This is a genomic window from Convivina intestini (assembly GCF_003096575.1).
Taxonomy (GTDB): Bacteria; Bacillota; Bacilli; order Lactobacillales; family Lactobacillaceae; genus Convivina; species Convivina intestini.
Genome location: NZ_QEKT01000003.1, coordinates 54725 through 74007, shown reverse-complemented (window position 1 = coordinate 74007; position 19283 = coordinate 54725). Strand labels below are relative to the sequence as shown.

The following is a 19283-nucleotide window of genomic DNA, read 5'->3' as shown; positions in this document are numbered from 1 at the left end:
ATTTACAGCTTGCAATTTAGCTAATTTTCGGGTAATATATATCAAGTAATTGCCCCTTGGCCAAGCGGTAAGGCGGTGGCTTCTGGTGCCACTATGCGCTGGTTCGAATCCAGCAGGGGCAATATTGAGGACGGTATCCATTGATATCGTCTTTTTTACTAAAAAAAGGAGCCTAAAATCATGAATATTCGTCCCTTAGAGAAAAAGGACCTCCCCCATCTATACCGTCAGCAAAATTCCCGACCGGTGATGGCCTTGTGGTTCGAGGAACCTTATACTTCCTTTGACGAATTGAGCATTCTCTACGATCGACACGTTTTAGATCAGTCCGAACGACGATTTGTGATTGAGGTTGAGGGTGATTTTGCCGGGATTGTGGAATTGGTTGAAATCGACACGATTCATCGCCACGCCGAAATTCAAATCATTGTTGATCCACAATATCAGGGACAGGGACTAGCCCAAGCGGGTATGCAATTAGGGATTGAATACGCATTTAATGTCTTGAACTTACACAAAATCTATCTATACGTGGATGTCGATAATTCAGCCGCCATTCACATTTATAAAAAATTAGGTTTTCAAGAAGAAGGTCAACTACGCCAGCATTATTTTGCGGAAGGTTGCTACCACGATAGTTTCCTAATGGGACTATTCTTTACCGAATTTATTACTAAAAAATCCAGCGCACAATAAGCTGGATTTTTTTCTAACTATTTAAAGCTTTTTGGATATCAGTTGTCATTTTAGCGGGGGCTGTAGTCGGCGCATAGCGATGAATCATCTGACCGTTGCGCCCAATTAAAAATTTCGTGTAATTCCATTTGATTCGCCCATGCCCTGCGGCCTGTTTGAGGTAGGTAAAAAGCGGATCCTCCCCTTCCCCATTGACCAGCACTGGTTGGGTCATAGGAAAAGTAACCCCATAATGTAGCTGACAATACTGACTTATTTCATCGGCAGCGATTTCTTGACGAAATTGATTGGAGGGCAAACCAAGGATTGCCAACCCTTGGGATTGATATTCCTGATATAAGGCTTCTAGGCCTTCTAATTGTGGTGCTAAGCCGCATTTACTGGCCGTATTTACAATCAGCAGGACTTTACCCCGGTACTGGTTAAAATCAATTGTTTGGCCACTCATTTCCTTTTCAGTAAAGCTATAAATTGAATCCATGCTAATTAGCTCCTTATTATAAATTCAGACATTTTAGGGTAACATTTTTATTTTAATCTTATTTATAACAGTTATACTAGTCCTTTAGGATAAAATATAAGTACCTTGAAAGGAGTTCGATAATGAGTGATTATCAAATTATTAAGGTCCGGGTCAAAAAGGGACTAACAGCTAAAGATGGTGACGAGGCTATTTTAATTGGGGCCGAAGTGACTGATCAAAATATGCATCACTATCTAGGATTAAATACCAACATCGTTAAGTCAGTCCAGCGGATTGCCATGGAAATTCAAAGGGGCAATCACTATTCCTATATTAATGCGAGCGGGGAAGAGATTCCGGTCATCCAAAACACGGCTGAAAGTGCGACTAGCATTGCTACTGATCCCAAATATCAAGAGCAGAATAGCTTACTCGATTTACCAAGATTTTAATGTACAAAGATTATTAAAATTAACACGCTCATAAAACAAATAAAAACGCCTATACAAAGGCGTTTTTTAATATTTCGTAATTTGTGCTAGATGCCGACGAAAGGATTTGAACCTTCGACCCCAGGTTTACGATACCCGTGCTCTACCAACTGAGCTACGTCGGCAATACTCCGACTGCCGGGCTCGAACCGGCGACAACCTGATTAACAGTCAGGTGCTCTACCAACTGAGCTAAGTCGGAATAATATTGTCTTTAAAACAACTATTACATTATGCCATGCTTAAATAAAAGTGTCAATCATTTTCATGATATTATCATACGAAAAAACCAGTAAACATTCAGCTTACTGGTTTGTAATACTCCGACTGCCGGGCTCGAACCGGCGACAACCTGATTAACAGTCAGGTGCTCTACCAACTGAGCTAAGTCGGAATTAAGTCGCTTACACAACTTAATTATTATACCCAATATATAACATTTTTGTCAACATTTTTTATTCAGGACGCATAGTTGGGAACAAAACCACGTCACGAATGGTAGTTGAATCGGTTAGCAACATGACCAAGCGATCAATGCCAATTCCCAAGCCTCCGGTAGGTGGCATACCGTACTCCAAGGCCTCAATGAAGTCTTCGTCGATTCCTTCGGCTTCATCGTTTCCTTCAACTCGTTCAGCCGCTTGAGCTTCAAAACGGGCCCGTTGATCGATTGGATCGTTCAACTCAGTGAAGGCATTGCCATACTCACTACCAAGGATAAAGACCTCAAATCGATCCGTAAAGCGTGAATCATCGGCATTCTTTTTAGCCAAAGGTGAAACTTCGACTGGGTGACCGTAAACAAAGGTTGGTTGAACCAATGTATCTTCAACAAACTCCTCGAAGAAGGCATTGATGATATGTCCAACTTGCCAATATTTCTCGTACTTAACATGATGTTGATCAGCTAGCTGTTGTGCCTCTTCGATGGTCATCGCCGGCCAGAAATCAACCCCAGTTGCTTCCTTAATCAAATCAACCATGTGCTTGCGAGCAAATGGCTTGTTTAAGTCAATCGCTGTCCCCTGATAGTTAATCTGTAGGTCATCGCTGACGACCCTAGCAGCCGCCTTAAAGATACCCTCAGTCTCGTCCATGACGTCTTTGAAATCAAAATAGGCAACATATGATTCCATCGTCGTAAACTCTGGATTGTGCTTGGCATCCATTCCTTCATTTCGGAAAATCCGGCCAATTTCATAGACCCGTTCCATACCACCGACAATCAAACGCTTGAGGTATAGCTCAGTGGCAATTCGCATGTACATATCAATATTTAAGGCATTGTGGTGGGTAATAAATGGACGTGCTGCGGCGCCACCCGCCTGCGTCTGCAAAATTGGTGTCTCAACTTCTAAGAAGCCTTGACCATCCATGTACTGACGAATAGCTGAAATGATTTTTGAACGTTGCTGGAACTTGTTCAGTGAATCTTCGTTAGCAATTAAGTCTAAATAACGCTTACGATAACGAGTTTCTACATCTGAAATACCATGATACTTATCTGGCATTGGCCGCAAGGCCTTTGACAAATGAGTCAAATGGGTTACCAAAACGGTTAACTCACCGGCTTCAGTCTTCATCATGATTCCTTTGATTCCCAAAAAATCACCTAAATCGGCGCGCTTGATAATTGGATAATTATCACCTAAATCATCACGACGAGCATAAATTTGAATCTTACCAGAGGCATCGCGGATATCAGCAAAAATAACCTTACCGGCACCACGCTTAGCAACCATACGACCGGCAATGATCACCTCATGCTGATTTTCCATCAAGTCATCGAGGCTACTTTGGTCATATTGGGCATGTAAGTCACCAGCCATTGAATCACGGTCAAAACGCTTTCCAAAGGGGTCTAAATCTAAATCATCAACCAAGGCCTTCATCTTTTGACGACGAGCAACCATTTGGTCATTTAGGGCTTTTTCTTCAGCCATATGTTTATCCTTCCTACAACACATTATTAATCTCTAACTTCAATCTTATCAAATCATAGGCTAGTGACAAAGCCTAAAATCACTAATCTTTATCTTCATCGAGATTACGAGCTAAGATATCTTCTAAAATTGCTTCTAGCTCACTTTGTTCAAAATAATGTCGCTTACCCGAGAACTTACCAATAATCTCAGCCCCACCATCCTCATCAATCATGGCTTGAACTTCCGTGGCTGGCAAGGTCGCCAACATCTTAGCGTATTCTTCTTTAGGCGGTTCAGCTGCTAAACCAACATTTAAATCGGCTAATTCCGTAAAACTATTTTCACCAAAAATATTATTAAGAATGGCCTCTGGTTCCGATCCCTGAGAAATCAATTCATTTAACGGGGTCATGGCCTTTAACTTATCTTCTAAATTGCTTAACTGCTCATCAGTAGCGCCAGGTAAAGCTTGAATCAAAAAGCCACTAGCCATGTCAACTAGGCCATCTTCGTCTAAGTGCACCCCGACACCAATCACAGATGGAATCTGCTCTGATTGAGCTAGATAGTAAGTAAAATCATCACCAATTTCACCACTTACAAGCTGACTTTGGCCAATATAAGGATCAGAATAGGGAGCAAATTTAGTAATTTGTAAGAAACCATTGTGCCCTACCGCCGTTCCAATCTGAAGTTGTTGATGATCATCTAAAGTGCCATCCAATTGTGCGTTGGTGACGTAACCTCGAACACTGCCCTTAGCATCAGCTTCGGTCACAATATTGCCAATCGGCCCACGACCAGCAATTTTAGCATTTAAACGTTCTTCCCCTTTTAGAGTTGCCTGGGCCAACAATTCAGTGGCCAATAAAGCCCGTCCTAAAATCACGGAAGCGATACGACTAGTTTCATGGGCCTGGCAAGCTTGGCGAACCAGGTTCGTCCCATTTAAAGCAAAGGCACGAAAGGCCTCATCTTTAGTAATAACTTTGATTAACTGATTGGTCATAAATTCCTTCTTTATTAAAAATAAAAAGTTGGCCTCAGCCAACTTTCTAATTATTTATTATCCGAATTCGGAGCATCGTCAGGCTTTTCCGGTGCATCATCTGGATTAGTTTCCAATGGTTGCTCTGGATTGGCTTCCCCCTTATCCACTCGTTCCTCAGCTTCAGATTCTTTTGCATCTAATTCAGCTTTGGTCTGTTCAAAGGACTTAGCGCCATCATTACTCTCATCCGGTCCCTTAGGAGTAAAAGTACCAGTATTATAGATATCTTTAATTTGTTGCTCATCCAAAGTTTCAACTTCAAGCAAGGCTTCTGCGATTGCTTGGAGCTTATCACGGTGATCAGCGATAATTTGCTTGGCATCTTCAAAGGCTTCGTGAGTTAATCGACGAACTTCTTCATCAATTAAGTTAGCCGTCTCATCGGAATAATTACGATTACCAGCTTGTTCACTATAGCCAACGCTAGCATTTCCTTCAAGTTGAACCATCCCCAACTTATCAGACATCCCATAGGCTGTAACCATTTGGCGGGCTAAACCAGTTGCCTGCTGGAAATCGTTAGCAGCCCCTGAACTAGCTTCGTTAAAGACTGAAATTTCGGCAGCCCGTCCACCCATCAAACCAGCCAATTGTTCCTTAGCTTCTGAATAACGGACATTATAACGATCAGCCTTTGGTGTCATCAAAGCATATCCACCAATACGGCCACGTGGCACAATCGTCACCTTACGAACAACTGAAGCATCCGAACGAACCAATCCAACCAAGGCGTGTCCAGCTTCGTGGTAAGCAGTGGTCTTACGCTCGATTTCAGACATTGAGCGGTTAGTTTTAGCTGGTCCTTGGAAAATCCGATCTTCAGCTTCATCAATATCAGCAGCATCAATCTCTTTTTTATCGCGACGAGCTGCTAACAAAGCTGATTCGTTCAACAAGTTTTCCAAGTCAGCCCCAACATAACCAGGAGTTTGTTGGGCAATAGCTTTCAAATCAACGTTCTTAGCCAATGGCTTATTCTTAGCATGCACACGAAGAATTGCTTCACGGCCCTTCACATCTGGTGCACCAACCATGATCTTACGATCAAATCGTCCTGAACGAAGCAAGGCCGGATCCAACACGTCAGAACGGTTGGTAGAAGCCAAAATAATGACTCCTTCAGAACCTTCGAATCCATCCATTTCAATCAAAATTTGATTCAAAGTCTGCTCACGTTCATCGTTACCACCACCGATACCAGAACCTCGACGGCGACCAACAGCATCAATTTCATCAATGAAAATAATTGCAGGAGCGGTTTTCTTTGCTTGTTCGAACAAATCACGAACACGGGAAGCACCGACACCGACAAACATTTCCACGAAGTCAGAACCGGACATAGAGAAGAATGGCACGCTGGCTTCACCGGCAACAGCCTTAGCTAACAAGGTTTTACCAGTTCCCGGAGGCCCCTCAAGTAAAACACCCTTTGGAATACGAGCACCCAAGTTAACAAACTTCTTCGGTGACTTTAAGAACTCAACCACTTCAACTAGTTCTTCTTTTTCTTCATCAGCACCGGCAACGTTGTCAAAACGAATCTTATTGTCTTTAGGATCTGATGGCTTAGCCTTAGACTTACCAAAGCCGCCCATCATACCACCTTGGCCACCCTTACCAGAAGACTGACTCATCATGATGTAAAAGACAGCAAAGACCAAAATCAAAGGCACAATTGAGATAATCAGGTTCAACCAGAAGCCAGATGATGGTGCTGGTTTAGTCGTCATATCAGTATTAGTGTCTTTAGCCTGCTGGCTAATATCTTTTAAGGAAGCATCGTTTGGTAGCACACTGGTAGTAAATTTGGTTGTCTTACTTTGGCTCTGTAAGATTGAATTCAAACCAGAACTGTTACTATCCTTTGATGATTTATCACTGTCACGGTAAGTTCCAGAAACCGTATAAACATCGCTTCCTGGTTGAACAGTAAAGGACTTAATATCCTTGTCGCCCAAGGCCTTAATAAATTGGCTTGAACTAATTGTTTTAGTGCCACCTTTGTCACCACCGACAAAGGAATAAATTCCAGCAATGATAGCTAGAAAGATAATGACGTAAAGAAAGCTGCTTCTAAAAAAGCCGCTGTTATTATTTTTCATTCGATATCCTCAATTCCTTTAGTTCAAGCCACTGGCTTAACTATAAATATCTTTCTTTAAAATACCGACATAAGGTAAATTACGATAAAGTTCCTTGTAATCTAGACCATAACCAACCACAAACTCATTCCGAACATCAAAACCGACATAGTCAGCTTTAATGTCGACTTTACGGCCGGCCTTCTTATCTAGTAAGGTTGCTACTCGAATTGACGATGCTCCTCGACTAGCCAAAAGCTCTTCCATAAACTGTAATGACTGACCAGTATCAACGATGTCTTCTAAAATAATTACATCGCGTCCACTGACATCTTGCCGAATATCCGTAATCAATTGAATGTCATTTGAACTAGCCACGCCTCCGTGATAACTCGAAATTTTAATAAATTCCAAATCCACGTAGAGGTCAATTTCACGTATCAGATCGGCTGTCCAAAGATAGGCACCCTTTAAAACTGATAAAACTAACGGTCGCCGACCAGCGTAATCTTCTGTAATTTGCTGGCCTAGCTGTCGTGCAGACTCTTGAATTGCCGCTTGATCAAACAATATCTCTTCTATGTCGTTATTCACCTAGATTTCCTCAATTCACCATACTAGCCAAGTCGAATCTTGATTCGCTTGAGCGGAGGAATCTTGACTCATTTGCCACTTACCGTTTGGTAAGCGCAACCCCAGAATTTTATTATCGTTGGCCGTTAAAACTAAGGCATGATGACGATTTTCTAAAGGTATTTTAGCATCAATCAGTACTCTACGAACTGCCTTTGATCCACCTTTAATAACTAACCGATCAGCACTTCTAAACGGTCGTAAGAACAAATGATTAACCCCCGGTAAGCCCGGTAATTTAATCACATGCTCGTAACCCTCGGGTTGCTGGTTGCTCCAGCAAAGTGGCTTATCAGTCAAAAAATTCCATTGGTTTAATTCTAACATAACTGATAAATTTTCTTGGGGTTTCTTTGGCTTTTTAGCCTTTTTTTTCAAGCAAATTTTTTGGTAAATCTTATGGAATTGCCAGTCGCCGCCTAAATCAATGTAACCGCTTGGTTTTTGCCGATTTTTTAACAAATGATCAATCGCTATCAATTGTTGATTTTTCACACGATAAAAGCCTTTATCGGTTAACCAACGTTTTAAAGTCGGATTTAACCAATCCTCAGGTACCTTGGTCCAATCCTCTTCTAACTGTGGTAAAAAAAGTTGAATTTGTTGGTTCATCAATTGCTCTTGCCTAGCTATTTGATTAGCAAAATCCAAAATATGCCGTTTGGCTCCTGAATTTAATGCTGATAAGGCCGGCAAAATATTTTGGCGAATCGCATTACGAGCTGTATAACTAGGATCAAAATTGGTTTCATCTTCCCGCCAGCTGAGGTGATGCTCTTGAGCGTAGTCAAACAAATCCTGACGATAATAATTAAGGAAGGGTCGAAGAACTTTGTCACGTACTGCAGACATGCCAGTTAATTGATTGAGTTGTCCGCCACGAATCAGATTAAGTAAAATGGTTTCGACTTGATCATCAGCATGATGGGCGACCAAGACAGTTTGGCTATGGTATTGCTGCGCTAATTCTTCAAAAAATTTATAACGAAAATCGCGCGCTCGGCCTTCAATTCCGCTAGAAGCCTGATTGTGGAAATCTTTAATAACTAGCTGAGCTTGATATTTTTCGGCTAATTGTGCCACAAAGGCAGCATCTCCATCACTTTCAGCCCGTAAGTGATAATTAACATGGGCAATGACAATGGTCTGTTGCGGATGACTTTGGTAAAGGGCATCCAACAGGACAACTGAATCTATTCCTCCAGAAACCGCAATAATGACGGGAGTATCCCAATGATATTTTTTTAAAGTTTCAATAATTTTTGACATAATATGATAAAAAAACACCCAAAATTGGGCGTCTTTCCTTTTCTAGGCATAATTGTGTTCGGGTAGATTGTAAATCGTCTCACCCGATTTTGCATAGCCGTACTTCTCCCGCAAAACTTGCTCTAAGTATGCCGGATCATTTAACTGTTTAGCATCTTTTTTAAGTTCAGTATTACTTTTTTGAACACCTGTTAATTTTTGTTGAGACACTGTCAAACCCTTATTAGCGTCATGCAAACGGACTTGACTCATCAATAATTGGATTAAAAAAATGGCCATCGCCGCTATACCAATCCACTTGATTCGCTTGATTCGCCGGGCATGAACCTGCCGATAATGGCGGGCTGCTGCATCACGGCGCTTCCCTGCTGCTTCAATTTGGTAGGCAATCCGCGCGTTTAACGGGGTAATATTTGGTTGTAAGCGACTGTAATTGGCCATGGCGTCCTCACTCCTAAGAATTATTCTGTCACAATCTCCCTAGCCATGCAAGGTTTTTCATTAAAATTAGCCTATAATCATTAAATTATTCTTGACTAAAATCACGTTCATAGCTTTCACTAATCACTTCGTACAAATCACTAGCCTCATCTTTTTTCACCAATTCAGCTAATTTCAAGACCTTAACGGTTAGAATTTTATTACCAAAATGAATAGTGATTAAATCGCCAGTTCCTACATTAGCAGAAGACTTAGCAACTTTTTGGTTAATTTCAATTCGTCCTTGATCGGCAATTTCTTTGGCAATTGTCCGTCGTTTTACCAAACGAGAAATTTTTAAATATTTATCTAAACGCATTTATTTCTCCATTTCCTGCTGTTGCATTTCAATAATAACTAGTAAGAAATTACGCAATATGTTTAACCAGATACTACTTTCTTGACGGTCGTCAATAGTTAAAGTCACTTTTAACTGTTGATCGGGTGCGCCAACCACGGCTTTTAAGGGTACATCTTTTAAAGCTTCAAAAATTTTTACCCCAGCCAATTGTTTCGTAGCTTCGGCATTAAATTGAATCGATAATTCTTTTTTCTGCCGGCGAATTTGCGTAACTTGAGCTTGGTCAGCCGCACTCTTAATTCGACCAACCAACAATAGTCGGGCTACTGGATCGGGTAGATCACCAAATCGGTCAATTAGGTTCTCTTCGACCTGTTCAAAATCTTCATCTGTCACTGCCAAACGAATTTGTGTATACAGGTCAATTTTCTGGGCATTATCAGGAATATAATCTTCGGGCAAATAGGCCAAAACCCCTAAAATTAACTCGGCATCGGATTTAACCACCGGAGCATCAACTACTTTCCCCTGTTTTTTAGCAACTGTATCTTTAAGCATTTGGGTATACATATCATAACCAACTGAATCGATAAAGCCATGCTGTTGCTTTCCCAGTAAGTCACCAGCTCCACGAATACTCAAATCGCGCATGGCAATCCGGAAACCAGAGCCTAATTCAGTAAAGTCTCGAATCGCCTCTAACCGCTTTTCGGCTTCCGGGCTTGGTGTCCTAGAAAAAGGATAAGTAAAGTAAGCATAGGCTAAGCGGGCAGATCGGCCAACTCGGCCCCGTAGTTGGTACAACTGGGACAAGCCCATGTGATCGGCATTATCAACAATCAAAGTATTTGCATTAGGAATGTCAACGCCCGTTTCAATGATAGTTGTCGTAACCAAAACATCGTACTGCCGGTTTAAAAAGTCGTACAACACCCCTTCTAACTGAGTTTCACTCATTTGCCCATGAATCACAGCCACCCGACTATCTGGTACCATTTCTTCAATTTGGGCGGCAATCCGATCTAAATCACTAACTCGATTATGCAAATAGAAAACCTGTCCGTCACGGGCTAATTCTTTTTCAATTGCGGCCCGGACCACTGCCCAATCAAATTCTAAGACATAGGTCTGAATGGGGAAACGATTAGCCGGGGGCGTTTCAATCACCGATAAATCGCGCGCGCCAACCATCGCCATGTTTAGAGTTCTTGGAATCGGAGTAGCCGTTAAGGTCAGGACATCAACATTAGTTTTCAACGCCTTTAAACGTTCCTTATGCTTGACACCAAAACGCTGTTCCTCATCAATAATTAGCAACCCTAAATCAACAAAAGTAACATCTTTACTTAACAAACGATGGGTGCCAACGACTACATCAAGCTGATGATCTTCCAATTCCTTAATAGTTTGTCGATTCTGTGCATTGGTTTGAAAACGACTTAGCGTACCAATTTTAATTTCAGGAAAATCAGCAAAACGGGCCAAGAGGGTTTCATAGTGCTGCTGAACTAAAATAGTAGTTGGTGCCAAAAAAGCTACCTGTTTACCAGCATGGGCCGCTTTAAATACAGCCCGCAAAGCCACTTCAGTTTTTCCAAAACCAACATCCCCCACCAACAACCGATCCATTAGTTGAATTTTTTGCATATCAACTTTAATTTCTTCGATACTACGAATCTGGTCGGGTGTTTCTGGATAACCAAAACTAGTGTCAAATTTTAGCTGGGCAACATCATCTGGTGGAAAGGCGTAGCCAGATTGCGCTTCACGTTGGGCATACAGGTTCAGGAGATCATCGGCAATATCTTCAATTTTAGCAGCTACTTGGCGCTTAGTTTTATGCCATTCACTGCCACCTAATTTATTTAAACGTGGGGCCTTAGCGGCATCGGAAGCGCCAATATATTTTTGAATTAAATTCAATTGATTAACTGGTACAAAAATTTTGGCATTTTTTTGATAGGCGATTTCCAGATAATCTTGCTTACCGCCGTCAACATCTAAGGTTTGTAGTCCTTGATACTGACCAATTCCATGGTTAATGTGAACAACATAATCACCGACTTCCAGCTCATTGTAGCTCTTTAAACGTTCGGCATTAGCCATGGTTTTTTGAACTCGACGGACTGGCTGCCGGGCATGAGTAAAGAGCTCTCGTTCAGTTAAAACAACCAAATGATCTTGTACCCACTCAAAACCATTACTCAAGCTCCCCAGCATAATTTGAACTTGATTGGCTTGAATTTCACGGCTGACTGGAATTGGCGTTTCAAAATCCGCTAATGATTGCTGAAAATGTTCAATCCGACTCGCATTGCTAATTAGCATCACCACTGTTAAGCCCTTTTCTTGGGCATAGAGCAGGTCATTTTTTAAGGCTGGTAACTGACCAAAATACTGGGTTGCTGGTCGGGTTGTTACTTCAGCAATATTAGTAAAATGAATGCGATTTAATCCCCGCTGAAAATTAGCTAAGTATAATTCTGGCCGGTGTTGACCAGCTAAAATTTTAGTTAATGGCATTGGTAAAGTTACACTCGGTAGTAACTGATAACTTTTAACCTGTTGGGCCAGCCATTCTTGATCTCGCTGTAATTGATTAAGGCCAAATTCCTCTAAGCGCGTCCACTCGTCCAAGACTACCAAGGCATTATCAGCCAAATAATCAAGCACAGTTGTTGCTTGTGGATAGAAAAAAGACAGGTAAGGCTGAATAACACCTTGACGACTTTGTTCATTTAACGCTACTTGTGTTGTTGAAAAACCATCGGTAGCATGCTTTTTTTCCACACCAGTTAACTGACTTCGGTAGTCCCTAAAAGCTGTTTCAACTGCCTGTTTCCCGGCCTCATATTGATCAACATCAATAATTAAATCTGAGGCCGGTTGAATAACCACCTGTTTTAACTTAGCCATACTCTTTTGATTCATTGGATCAAATTGCTTAATTTGATCTAATTCATCATCAAAGAAATCTAACCGAATTGGCTGTTCCAAAAAAGGCGAATAAATATCAAAAATAGCGCCCCGCTGTGCAAATTCACCCGGATTTTCCACCAATTGAGTCGCTTGATAGCCCATTTCCAATAAATCATTCTTTAACTGGTTAAAATCATAACTTTGCCCAACTGATAAATTTAGGGTAGCTTTTTTTAATTGCTCGGGATTTGGCAACAATCGGCTAAAACCAGCTAAATTAGTAACCAAAATTAATGGTTGGCCACTCAAAAGCGCGGTCAAAGCGGCTACCCGCTGTAAATTAAAATCAGCCGAATGAACTGCCAAATCAGTTGCCAAGCTTTCTTCAGCCGGAAAAGTATAAAGCACCTGCTCATCGACCAGTTGGGAAAGATCTTGATACAAATTATCCAAATGGGCCTGGGTATCGGTCACAATCACCATTTGTTGGGGATTAGCAGCATAAAGAGCGGCCAAGCTGGCCGCCTTGGCGGTTCCATTGATGCCCAACAAAAGCTGCTTAGATTTAGGTTTAAGCTGCTCTTGAATCGTTTGAATAGTACTATTGTTTTTTAAAAAATTCGTCAGTGTCATATTTATCCGTTATAGCGATTACTTAAATCACTTACTGAAGCGCCAGCAATCCAGTCATCAATGGCCTGACTACTACGATCTAATAAGTCATTAACCGTCGTCATATCTTCAGCCTTAAATTTCCCTAATACATATTTAATGACTGCTTCTTGGGTATGCTGGGGATGTCCCAAACCAAATTTTAACCGTAAGAAACTTTGTGAATTAGTATGCGCCATGATACTTTTCAACCCATTATGCCCGCCGGCTGAACCCTTAGCCCGGAAACGTAACTTACCAAAAGGCATGTCCATATCATCAACGAGTACTAAGACATCTTCGATTTCTCCAGCATAAAAATCCAAAAAAGCCCGCACGGCTTGCCCGGAATCATTCATATAAGTAGTGGGTTTTACTAATAAAACTTTTTCCCCATCCACAGTAATCTTAGCTACCTGAGCAAATAACTTGGTGCCCGTAAATGTCGCTTGATGAAGTTGAGCGTAATGATCTACGGCCATAAAGCCAATGTTATGTCGGGTATTTTCATATTTAACGCCGATATTACCAAGTCCAAATATAAATTTCATGCCTGCAATCCTTACTCTTCCTATTGATTAGTATCAGTGAAATATTATACCACTCCTCTCGGGCATGAATGTGTTATTATAAGTGTGCTTATATCTATTATGAAAATATAATTAGAGGATTCTATGTTCCCAAAATCATTAGTAATACCAAAATCAAAATTAACGACCATTACTGAAAATACGACGATTCAAGAAGTTTACGATCTCTTTAATACGCCCGATGAAGCGCATACTAGAACTTTTCCAATTCTGGATCAGTCTGGTCAACTATTCCGGGGTAATGTTTATAAACAACACGTTTTAGAACACATTGCCCACCAGCGGGATATGTCACTACCTGCAACTGCCATCATGCGCAATTCGACCAAGTTTATTTACACCAATAGTAAGTTCTATGATGTCTTTTTTGCCATTCGAGATCTTCCGTTCATCGCTGTCTTAGATGAAAATCACTATTTTTATGGCATTTTTACCCACGATGCCCTGATGAATGTCTTATCTCAAAGCTGGTCGGTTGAACGCGGTGGCGTAGCGATTGGCGTTGAAGATCGTTTGCAACGTGGTGATTTAAGTAAAATGTCTAAAATTATTACTCGTTTTACCAATATTGAATCGGTAGTTTCCTTGCAATCCGAAAAAGATACCCCGCTAACCGTGATGTTTACCCTACCGATTTCTAGCAGCAGTGATTTACTAAAACAAATTATTACAAAATTAGAAAGAAAAGATTTTCATGTCATTAGCATTGAAAATCTAGACCAATTCAAATAAAAAACAAGACTGAGCTCTCCTCAAGTCTTGTTTTTTTATAACCAAAAACCAATAATGATACTAATCGCCATGGTTACCATTAAAATAACCAAATTTTGAATAGCCAACACGAAAGTTTTGGATTTAATCGGCTGATCAATAAAACGCTGAGTATTCTGCCAAACTAAGGGGATCAAAGCCCAAGTTGCCAGAGCAGTTAGTGGTAACCAGCCGCAAATAACTACCACGACAATTTCCGTATAGGCTAGGATAACCCAGGCACAGTACAATTTTTTAGCATTGGCTAACCCTAAGTAATGCACAATCGTATGGCGCTGATTTTCCTCATCTTCTTCATGATCAGCGATGTTATTGGCTAACATAATGTTGGCAATTAATAGCACTAAGGGCAAAGAAACAAAAAACCACTGCAACAAAATCATCGGACTTAGCGAAATCATCGTATTGACATATACTTGAGCAACAAAAATAAAATAACCCATCGTTATGCCCGATACAAATTCACCAAAGGGCGTATTGGTAATTGGTTTTGGTCCGGCCGAATAAAGATAACCAATTAAAAACGATAGAATCCCAATAATCCAAGTCACATAGGAAGTGCGCCAAGCCACTATAATACCAGCCAATGCTGCCAGCAAACCTAAAACAACGGCTACAATTAAGACCGAATGATCAGTTAAATCTTTTTTAGCGCTCGTTTCGCGTAAGTATTGGCTACTGACCTGCCGTTTATGGTCTTCATATCGGTTAAAGGTGTTAACCGCTAAATGAACACTAACTGCGGCAATAATCAATAAAATGGTATTCCCCCAGTTCACCAAATGATAACGCCACTGACTATAGGCTAATCCTACCAAAAGTGGTGCTAAACTGGGAATCACTACCTTAATTTCTACTAAGTCCAAAAACTGTCGAACGGTCACAACGGATTCCTTTCTGCATGTACTATTTTTTCAACTTAATCTTTGTGTTTAAGTCAGTTTGATCATACGGCGTTAACCGAATCTGACCCTCAATATATTCACCCACAAAAATGCTGCGAATATTAGTATAGCCTTGTTTTTGGACTTGAACAAGCAACCAATCGGCATCTTGATCAATGGCATCTAGCACTTCCATGTTAGCCTGTCCATCATAAATAATGGGATATTTAGGACTTTGGTCCCCATATTCAATCAATGTTAGCTGGCCATTTTGTTCTAGCACTGCCCTTTTAACCTTAGAAACATCATAAATATTTTGTTCCCGTAACTTAAACATCAAATCACTGGCTGAGAGACCGGCCAAAATCACCTTACCGGCATCAATTCGGCCATTTTCAATCACAATCACTGGCTGTCCATCAATCACTGCTTTAGCCAAACGACTATGTTCCTTAAGGAACTTTAAAATCATAACCAACAAGGTCCACATAATTAACACAACCATGAATTGAAAAACAGTAATCGTATCAGAGTAAATCGTACCACCAATAATGCCACCCAAAACATAGTTTTGAACCTGATCTAGGGCATTAGAAGGGGCTAAATTCCCCTTTCCCATAATGTTAATTTGAATAATTAGGGCAATCAGACCAATCGCTAATTTATAAAGAATTGGTAAATAAATATTCATTGGACCACCTCAACCTTTTCATTAAATAGATATACTCGGGTCAAACTATAAGCTTTCTGGTCCTTACTTAGGGTTATGCTGTAGTACTTTTTTCCTTCTTTAACCAACATTCCATCCGTTAATGTCGTCGAATTAAAATATACCTTTTTAGACGATACATTTTGATTTTCCGCAAATTGGGTCGCAAAGGTTCCCATCTGTGACTGTTGGGAATTTTTCGTTACCATCGTTTGGTAATCTGTATATTGAATTCCTGCAAAAAACAAAAAACTCAACAAAGCAATAATTGTCAAATCACGATAACGCGTATTAAGGCGATGACGCATAGTCGCCACTAAGCCAACTGCCATTAAGACAAAAGTTATCAACAACATCACAATCCCCAAAGTACTGGTAACATTGGCCTGTTGTGATAAATAATCGGCACTATAAAAAGTCATGAATCACTCCTCCAATAATGGTTATTTTATCATAGCTTTTATAAAATACCCTGCCAAAATAAAAACAGCCCTAAGGCTGTTGTTTAAAAGAAAATTACATCATTCCTGGCATACCACCCTGTGGCATCGCAGCCGGTGCATCTTCTTTAGGTTGCTCGGCAACAACTGCTTCAGTTGTTAACAACAAAGCTGAAACTGAAGCTGCGTTTTGCAAGGCTGAACGAGTAACCTTGGTTGGATCAACAATTCCAGCTGCAATCATATCTACCCACTCATCAGTGGCGGCATTATAACCGAAGCCTTCCTTTTGTTCCTTTAACTTATTAACAATGACAGACCCTTCCAAACCAGCATTTTCAGCGATTTGACGAACTGGCGCCTCCAAAGCCTTAACAACTGTTTTCACACCAGTCAAAACATCACCTTGGGCTTTAACAGCTGAAGCCGCATCAATGGCATTGACCAAGGCTGTTCCACCACCGGCAACGAAACCTTCTTCAACAGCGGCACGGGTAGCGTTCAAAGCATCCTCAATCCGGTACTTACGTTCTTTAAGTTCGGTTTCAGTTGCAGCACCAACATTAATCACAGCTACACCACCAGCTAACTTAGCCAAACGTTCTTGCAACTTTTCACGATCAAATTCTGAAGTGGTTTCAGCAATTTGTTGCTTCAAAGTTTCTACTCGAGTAGCCACATCAGCCTTATTACCAGCACCTTCAACAATGGTTGTACTGTCCTTGGTAACATTAATCTTGTTGGCCTGTCCTAATTGCTCAAGGGTTACATCCTTTAAGCTCAAGCCCAAATCATCAGTAATCACAGCCCCACCAGTTAAGATAGCAATATCTTCTAGTTGTGCCTTACGACGATCACCGAAGCCAGGAGCCTTGACTGCGACAACGTTGAAAGTTCCCCGCATTTTATTCAAAACCAAGGTTGGCAAAGCTTCCCCGATAATGTCATCTGCAATAATCAACATCGAACGCCCTTGTTCAACGACTTGTTGCAAAACGGGCAAAATATCTTGAATATTACCAATCTTTTTGTCCGTAATCAAAACATAGGGATTGTCCAAATTAGCTTCCATTTTATCGTTATCAGTCACCATGTACTGTGACATGTAACCGCGATCAAACTGCATTCCTTCCACAACGTTCAAGGTTGTTTCAATTCCCTTAGACTCTTCAATGGTGATAACGCCGTCGTTACCAACCTTTTCCATAGCTTCGGCAATCAAAGCCCCAACTTCTTCACTAGCAGCTGAAATGGAAGCGATTTGGGCGATTTCATCTTTGGTGCTAACTGTATGTGACATTTCATGTAACTTAGCAACGGCAGCAGCAGTAGCCTTTTCAATTCCAGCTCGAATACCAACTGGGTTAGCCCCAGCCGTCACATTCTTTAATCCTTCACCGACAATAGCTTGCGCTAAAACGGTCGCCGTTGTGGTACCGTCACCAGCAATATCGTTGGTCTTTGAAGCAACTTCGGCGACCAACTTGGCCCCCATATCTTCAAAGTGATCTTCTAATTCAACGGCCTTAGCAATGGTTACCCCATCGTTGGTGATAGTAGGAGAACCAAATGATTGCTCCAAGACAACATTTCGTCCTTTAGGCCCAATTGTTGTCTTAACCGTATTAGCAAGCTTGTCCACGCCGACCTTCATTTTTGCCCGAGCGTCTTCTGAAAACTTAATATCTTTTGCCATTATATGCTCCTTATTTTTATAAATTTATTAAAAAACTTTCCGTAAAGAAAGCACTTAGTAACCAATCAAATCAATGGATTGATAATTTAAATATTATTAATTTACTGGATAATAGCAACAATGTCTTTTTCATGTAAGACAAGGTAGTCTTGACCTTCAAAGGATACTTCTTGACCAGCATACTTATCAAACAAAACTTCATCGCCTGACTTAACTGTTAATTCATGCTTACTACCATCTGTAGCAACCAAGCCTGTTCCAACGGCAACAACTTTACCAGTAACAGGCTTCTCGTTAGCTGAGCTAGCTAACACAATTCCACCAACCGTCTTTTCGCCTTCATCAGCTACTTCAATAATTACACGATCACCTAATGGCTTTAACATTGGGTATACCTCCAATAATTTCTTTTTAGCACTCTTTTATATCGAGTGCTAACCTACATCAATAAGTATAGCATTAGTCTGCTACATGTCAATAGAGATTTTAGTTTAAATCAAAGCCTTTCGCCTGGGGATAAGCACTTAAACCAGGATTAGTTGTTAACTTACCAAACAATTTAATGTTGTGCTGCGTCCAATCACTATCAATCCCACGTTTAGCAAAGTATTGTCGCATGGTTTCATTATAATCAGCGACTGCTTGGGCCATTTGTGCTGGACGATAATAGTCTTTCATGAGGCTACCAGCTAATGGTAATTTGGGCTTAACCCCTGGGTTTTGGTCAGGATAGCCGAGTGAAAAGCCCATAATTGGCTTAACGTAAGCTGGTAACTTTAACCGTTCTTCATATAATTCATAAGCCCCCATCGCACCAGCCATCGTCACGGTACCCAACCCAAGCGATTCTGCTGCAATTTGCGCTCGACCTAAGGCAATTGAGGCACTAATAACCCCGCCTTCAAAAAATTGATAGCTTTTTAATTTTTCAATAACTAAGGCTTGTTGCTCAGCATCCAACCCAATTAAATCCTTGCTATAGTCAACTGCTACTACAAAAAAGCGCGTGGCCGTTTCAATATATTTCATCCCCACTACTTGTGTTATTTCAGCTTTCAACGCCTGATCGGTAATTTCAATAAAAGTGACGGGTTGGAAATTTTGAATATTAGGTCCCGCTAAAGCAGCCGTTAAAATGGTATCAATTTGTTCTTGAGATACCGGTTGATCAGTAAATGCTCGAATGGATTGATGGTCATTCATTAAATCTAAAATAGTATTTCTTAACATAAG

19 protein-coding genes and 4 tRNA genes are annotated in these 19283 nt (G+C 40.8%); 4 read left to right on the top strand and 19 right to left on the bottom strand.

Features of this window, described 5'->3' with window-relative positions; all coding sequences use genetic code 11:
• Positions 1-50: 50 nt before the first annotated feature.
• Positions 51-122 (top strand) — tRNA-Gln (locus C7384_RS03815).
• A 58-nt stretch (positions 123-180) separates the two neighbouring features.
• Entirely contained in the window at positions 181-696 is a 516-nt protein-coding gene (locus C7384_RS03810) for a GNAT family N-acetyltransferase (protein WP_089938479.1), read from the top strand.
• A 13-nt stretch (positions 697-709) separates the two neighbouring features.
• Here the strand turns inward: C7384_RS03810 and C7384_RS03805 are convergent, their stop codons facing one another.
• Complete coding sequence (locus C7384_RS03805; protein WP_089938481.1) at positions 710-1177, bottom strand: glutathione peroxidase; 468 nt, start codon at positions 1175-1177, stop codon at positions 710-712.
• 122 nt (positions 1178-1299) lie between these two features.
• Here C7384_RS03805 and C7384_RS03800 point away from each other — a divergent pair, with 122 nt between their 5' ends.
• Positions 1300-1611 carry a hypothetical protein gene (locus tag C7384_RS03800; protein WP_089938485.1) on the top strand — a complete coding sequence of 104 codons (312 nt, stop codon included), beginning with the start codon at positions 1300-1302 and terminating at the stop codon, positions 1609-1611.
• Positions 1612-1702: 91 nt separating this feature from the next.
• Here C7384_RS03800 and C7384_RS03795 read toward each other — a convergent pair.
• The 12 genes from C7384_RS03795 to pth all read right to left on the bottom strand — a co-directional run bounded on the left by C7384_RS03795 (position 1703) and on the right by pth (position 13511).
• A tRNA-Thr gene (locus C7384_RS03795) sits at positions 1703-1775 on the bottom strand.
• Between the two features lie 4 nt (positions 1776-1779).
• A tRNA-Asn gene (locus C7384_RS03790) sits at positions 1780-1852 on the bottom strand.
• A 119-nt stretch (positions 1853-1971) separates the two neighbouring features.
• Positions 1972-2044, bottom strand: a tRNA-Asn gene (locus tag C7384_RS03785).
• A 61-nt stretch (positions 2045-2105) separates the two neighbouring features.
• Complete coding sequence (lysS, locus tag C7384_RS03780; RefSeq protein ID WP_089938487.1) at positions 2106-3593, bottom strand: lysine--tRNA ligase; 1488 nt, start codon at positions 3591-3593, stop codon at positions 2106-2108.
• Positions 3594-3675: 82 nt separating this feature from the next.
• A complete protein-coding gene (gene hslO / locus C7384_RS03775; RefSeq protein ID WP_089938489.1) occupies positions 3676-4584 on the bottom strand; it encodes an Hsp33 family molecular chaperone HslO in 909 nt (302 codons plus the stop codon).
• Positions 4585-4634: 50 nt separating this feature from the next.
• Positions 4635-6728, bottom strand: coding sequence for an ATP-dependent zinc metalloprotease FtsH (gene ftsH / locus C7384_RS03770; protein WP_089938491.1), 2094 nt, complete (start codon positions 6726-6728; stop codon positions 4635-4637).
• A gap of 36 nt (positions 6729-6764) precedes the next feature.
• Positions 6765-7301, bottom strand: coding sequence for a hypoxanthine phosphoribosyltransferase (hpt, locus tag C7384_RS03765; RefSeq protein WP_089938493.1), 537 nt, complete (start codon positions 7299-7301; stop codon positions 6765-6767).
• A gap of 15 nt (positions 7302-7316) precedes the next feature.
• Positions 7317-8609, bottom strand: a complete 1293-nt coding sequence (gene tilS, locus C7384_RS03760) for a tRNA lysidine(34) synthetase TilS (protein WP_089938495.1) — start codon at positions 8607-8609, stop codon at positions 7317-7319.
• A gap of 42 nt (positions 8610-8651) precedes the next feature.
• Entirely contained in the window at positions 8652-9050 is a 399-nt protein-coding gene (locus C7384_RS03755; RefSeq protein ID WP_089938497.1) for an FtsB family cell division protein, read from the bottom strand.
• A gap of 85 nt (positions 9051-9135) precedes the next feature.
• A complete protein-coding gene (locus C7384_RS03750; RefSeq protein ID WP_089938500.1) occupies positions 9136-9408 on the bottom strand; it encodes an RNA-binding S4 domain-containing protein in 273 nt (90 codons plus the stop codon).
• Entirely contained in the window at positions 9409-12942 is a 3534-nt protein-coding gene (gene mfd, locus C7384_RS03745) for a transcription-repair coupling factor (protein ID WP_089938502.1), read from the bottom strand.
• 2 nt (positions 12943-12944) lie between these two features.
• Complete coding sequence (gene pth / locus C7384_RS03740; RefSeq protein ID WP_089938504.1) at positions 12945-13511, bottom strand: aminoacyl-tRNA hydrolase; 567 nt, start codon at positions 13509-13511, stop codon at positions 12945-12947.
• A gap of 123 nt (positions 13512-13634) precedes the next feature.
• On the opposite strand from pth, the gene cbpA reads away from it, so the two are divergent.
• Complete coding sequence (gene cbpA / locus C7384_RS03735) at positions 13635-14282, top strand: cyclic di-AMP binding protein CbpA (RefSeq protein ID WP_089938506.1); 648 nt, start codon at positions 13635-13637, stop codon at positions 14280-14282.
• Positions 14283-14317: 35 nt separating this feature from the next.
• Here the strand turns inward: cbpA and C7384_RS03730 are convergent, their stop codons facing one another.
• From C7384_RS03730 to C7384_RS03705, 6 genes are all read right to left on the bottom strand, one after another.
• On the bottom strand, positions 14318-15205 hold the full coding sequence (locus C7384_RS03730; protein WP_089938508.1) for a prenyltransferase: 888 nt from the start codon (positions 15203-15205) through the stop codon (positions 14318-14320).
• Positions 15206-15227: 22 nt separating this feature from the next.
• The gene (locus tag C7384_RS03725; RefSeq protein WP_089938510.1) at positions 15228-15896 is read right to left on the bottom strand and encodes a DUF421 domain-containing protein; all 669 of its coding nucleotides are present in this window, start codon (positions 15894-15896) and stop codon (positions 15228-15230) included.
• Complete coding sequence (locus C7384_RS03720) at positions 15893-16336, bottom strand: DUF3290 domain-containing protein (RefSeq protein WP_089938513.1); 444 nt, start codon at positions 16334-16336, stop codon at positions 15893-15895. The genes C7384_RS03725 and C7384_RS03720 overlap by 4 nt, the downstream gene beginning before the upstream one ends.
• 94 nt (positions 16337-16430) lie before the next feature.
• Complete coding sequence (groL, locus tag C7384_RS03715; RefSeq protein ID WP_089938515.1) at positions 16431-18050, bottom strand: chaperonin GroEL; 1620 nt, start codon at positions 18048-18050, stop codon at positions 16431-16433.
• Between the two features lie 101 nt (positions 18051-18151).
• Positions 18152-18436: a co-chaperone GroES gene (gene groES, locus C7384_RS03710; RefSeq protein ID WP_089938517.1), complete on the bottom strand. Its 285-nt coding sequence runs from the start codon at positions 18434-18436 to the stop codon at positions 18152-18154.
• A gap of 100 nt (positions 18437-18536) precedes the next feature.
• Positions 18537-19280 carry a nitroreductase family protein gene (locus C7384_RS03705; RefSeq protein WP_089938519.1) on the bottom strand — a complete coding sequence of 248 codons (744 nt, stop codon included), beginning with the start codon at positions 19278-19280 and terminating at the stop codon, positions 18537-18539.
• Positions 19281-19283: the final 3 nt, after the last annotated feature.

Bases quoted from the DNA above. Each gene is read 5' to 3' on its own strand.
- C7384_RS03810 (WP_089938479.1), top strand. From the start codon at position 181: ATGAATATTCGTCCCTTAGAGAAAAAGGACCTCCCCCATCTATACCGT.
- cbpA (WP_089938506.1), top strand. From the start codon at position 13,635: ATGTTCCCAAAATCATTAGTAATACCAAAATCAAAATTAACGACCATT.
- groL (WP_089938515.1), bottom strand. From the start codon at position 18,050: ATGGCAAAAGATATTAAGTTTTCAGAAGACGCTCGGGCAAAAATGAAG.
- C7384_RS03805 (WP_089938481.1), bottom strand. From the start codon at position 1,177: ATGGATTCAATTTATAGCTTTACTGAAAAGGAAATGAGTGGCCAAACA.
- C7384_RS03725 (WP_089938510.1), bottom strand. From the start codon at position 15,896: ATGAATATTTATTTACCAATTCTTTATAAATTAGCGATTGGTCTGATT.
- C7384_RS03750 (WP_089938500.1), bottom strand. From the start codon at position 9,408: ATGCGTTTAGATAAATATTTAAAAATTTCTCGTTTGGTAAAACGACGG.
- C7384_RS03720 (WP_089938513.1), bottom strand. From the start codon at position 16,336: ATGACTTTTTATAGTGCCGATTATTTATCACAACAGGCCAATGTTACC.
- C7384_RS03800 (WP_089938485.1), top strand. From the start codon at position 1,300: ATGAGTGATTATCAAATTATTAAGGTCCGGGTCAAAAAGGGACTAACA.
- groES (WP_089938517.1), bottom strand. From the start codon at position 18,436: ATGTTAAAGCCATTAGGTGATCGTGTAATTATTGAAGTAGCTGATGAA.
- C7384_RS03755 (WP_089938497.1), bottom strand. From the start codon at position 9,050: ATGGCCAATTACAGTCGCTTACAACCAAATATTACCCCGTTAAACGCG.
- C7384_RS03705 (WP_089938519.1), bottom strand. From the start codon at position 19,280: ATGTTAAGAAATACTATTTTAGATTTAATGAATGACCATCAATCCATT.
- ftsH (WP_089938491.1), bottom strand. From the start codon at position 6,728: ATGAAAAATAATAACAGCGGCTTTTTTAGAAGCAGCTTTCTTTACGTC.
- tilS (WP_089938495.1), bottom strand. From the start codon at position 8,609: ATGTCAAAAATTATTGAAACTTTAAAAAAATATCATTGGGATACTCCC.
- hslO (WP_089938489.1), bottom strand. From the start codon at position 4,584: ATGACCAATCAGTTAATCAAAGTTATTACTAAAGATGAGGCCTTTCGT.
- mfd (WP_089938502.1), bottom strand. From the start codon at position 12,942: ATGACACTGACGAATTTTTTAAAAAACAATAGTACTATTCAAACGATT.
- lysS (WP_089938487.1), bottom strand. From the start codon at position 3,593: ATGGCTGAAGAAAAAGCCCTAAATGACCAAATGGTTGCTCGTCGTCAA.
- pth (WP_089938504.1), bottom strand. From the start codon at position 13,511: ATGAAATTTATATTTGGACTTGGTAATATCGGCGTTAAATATGAAAAT.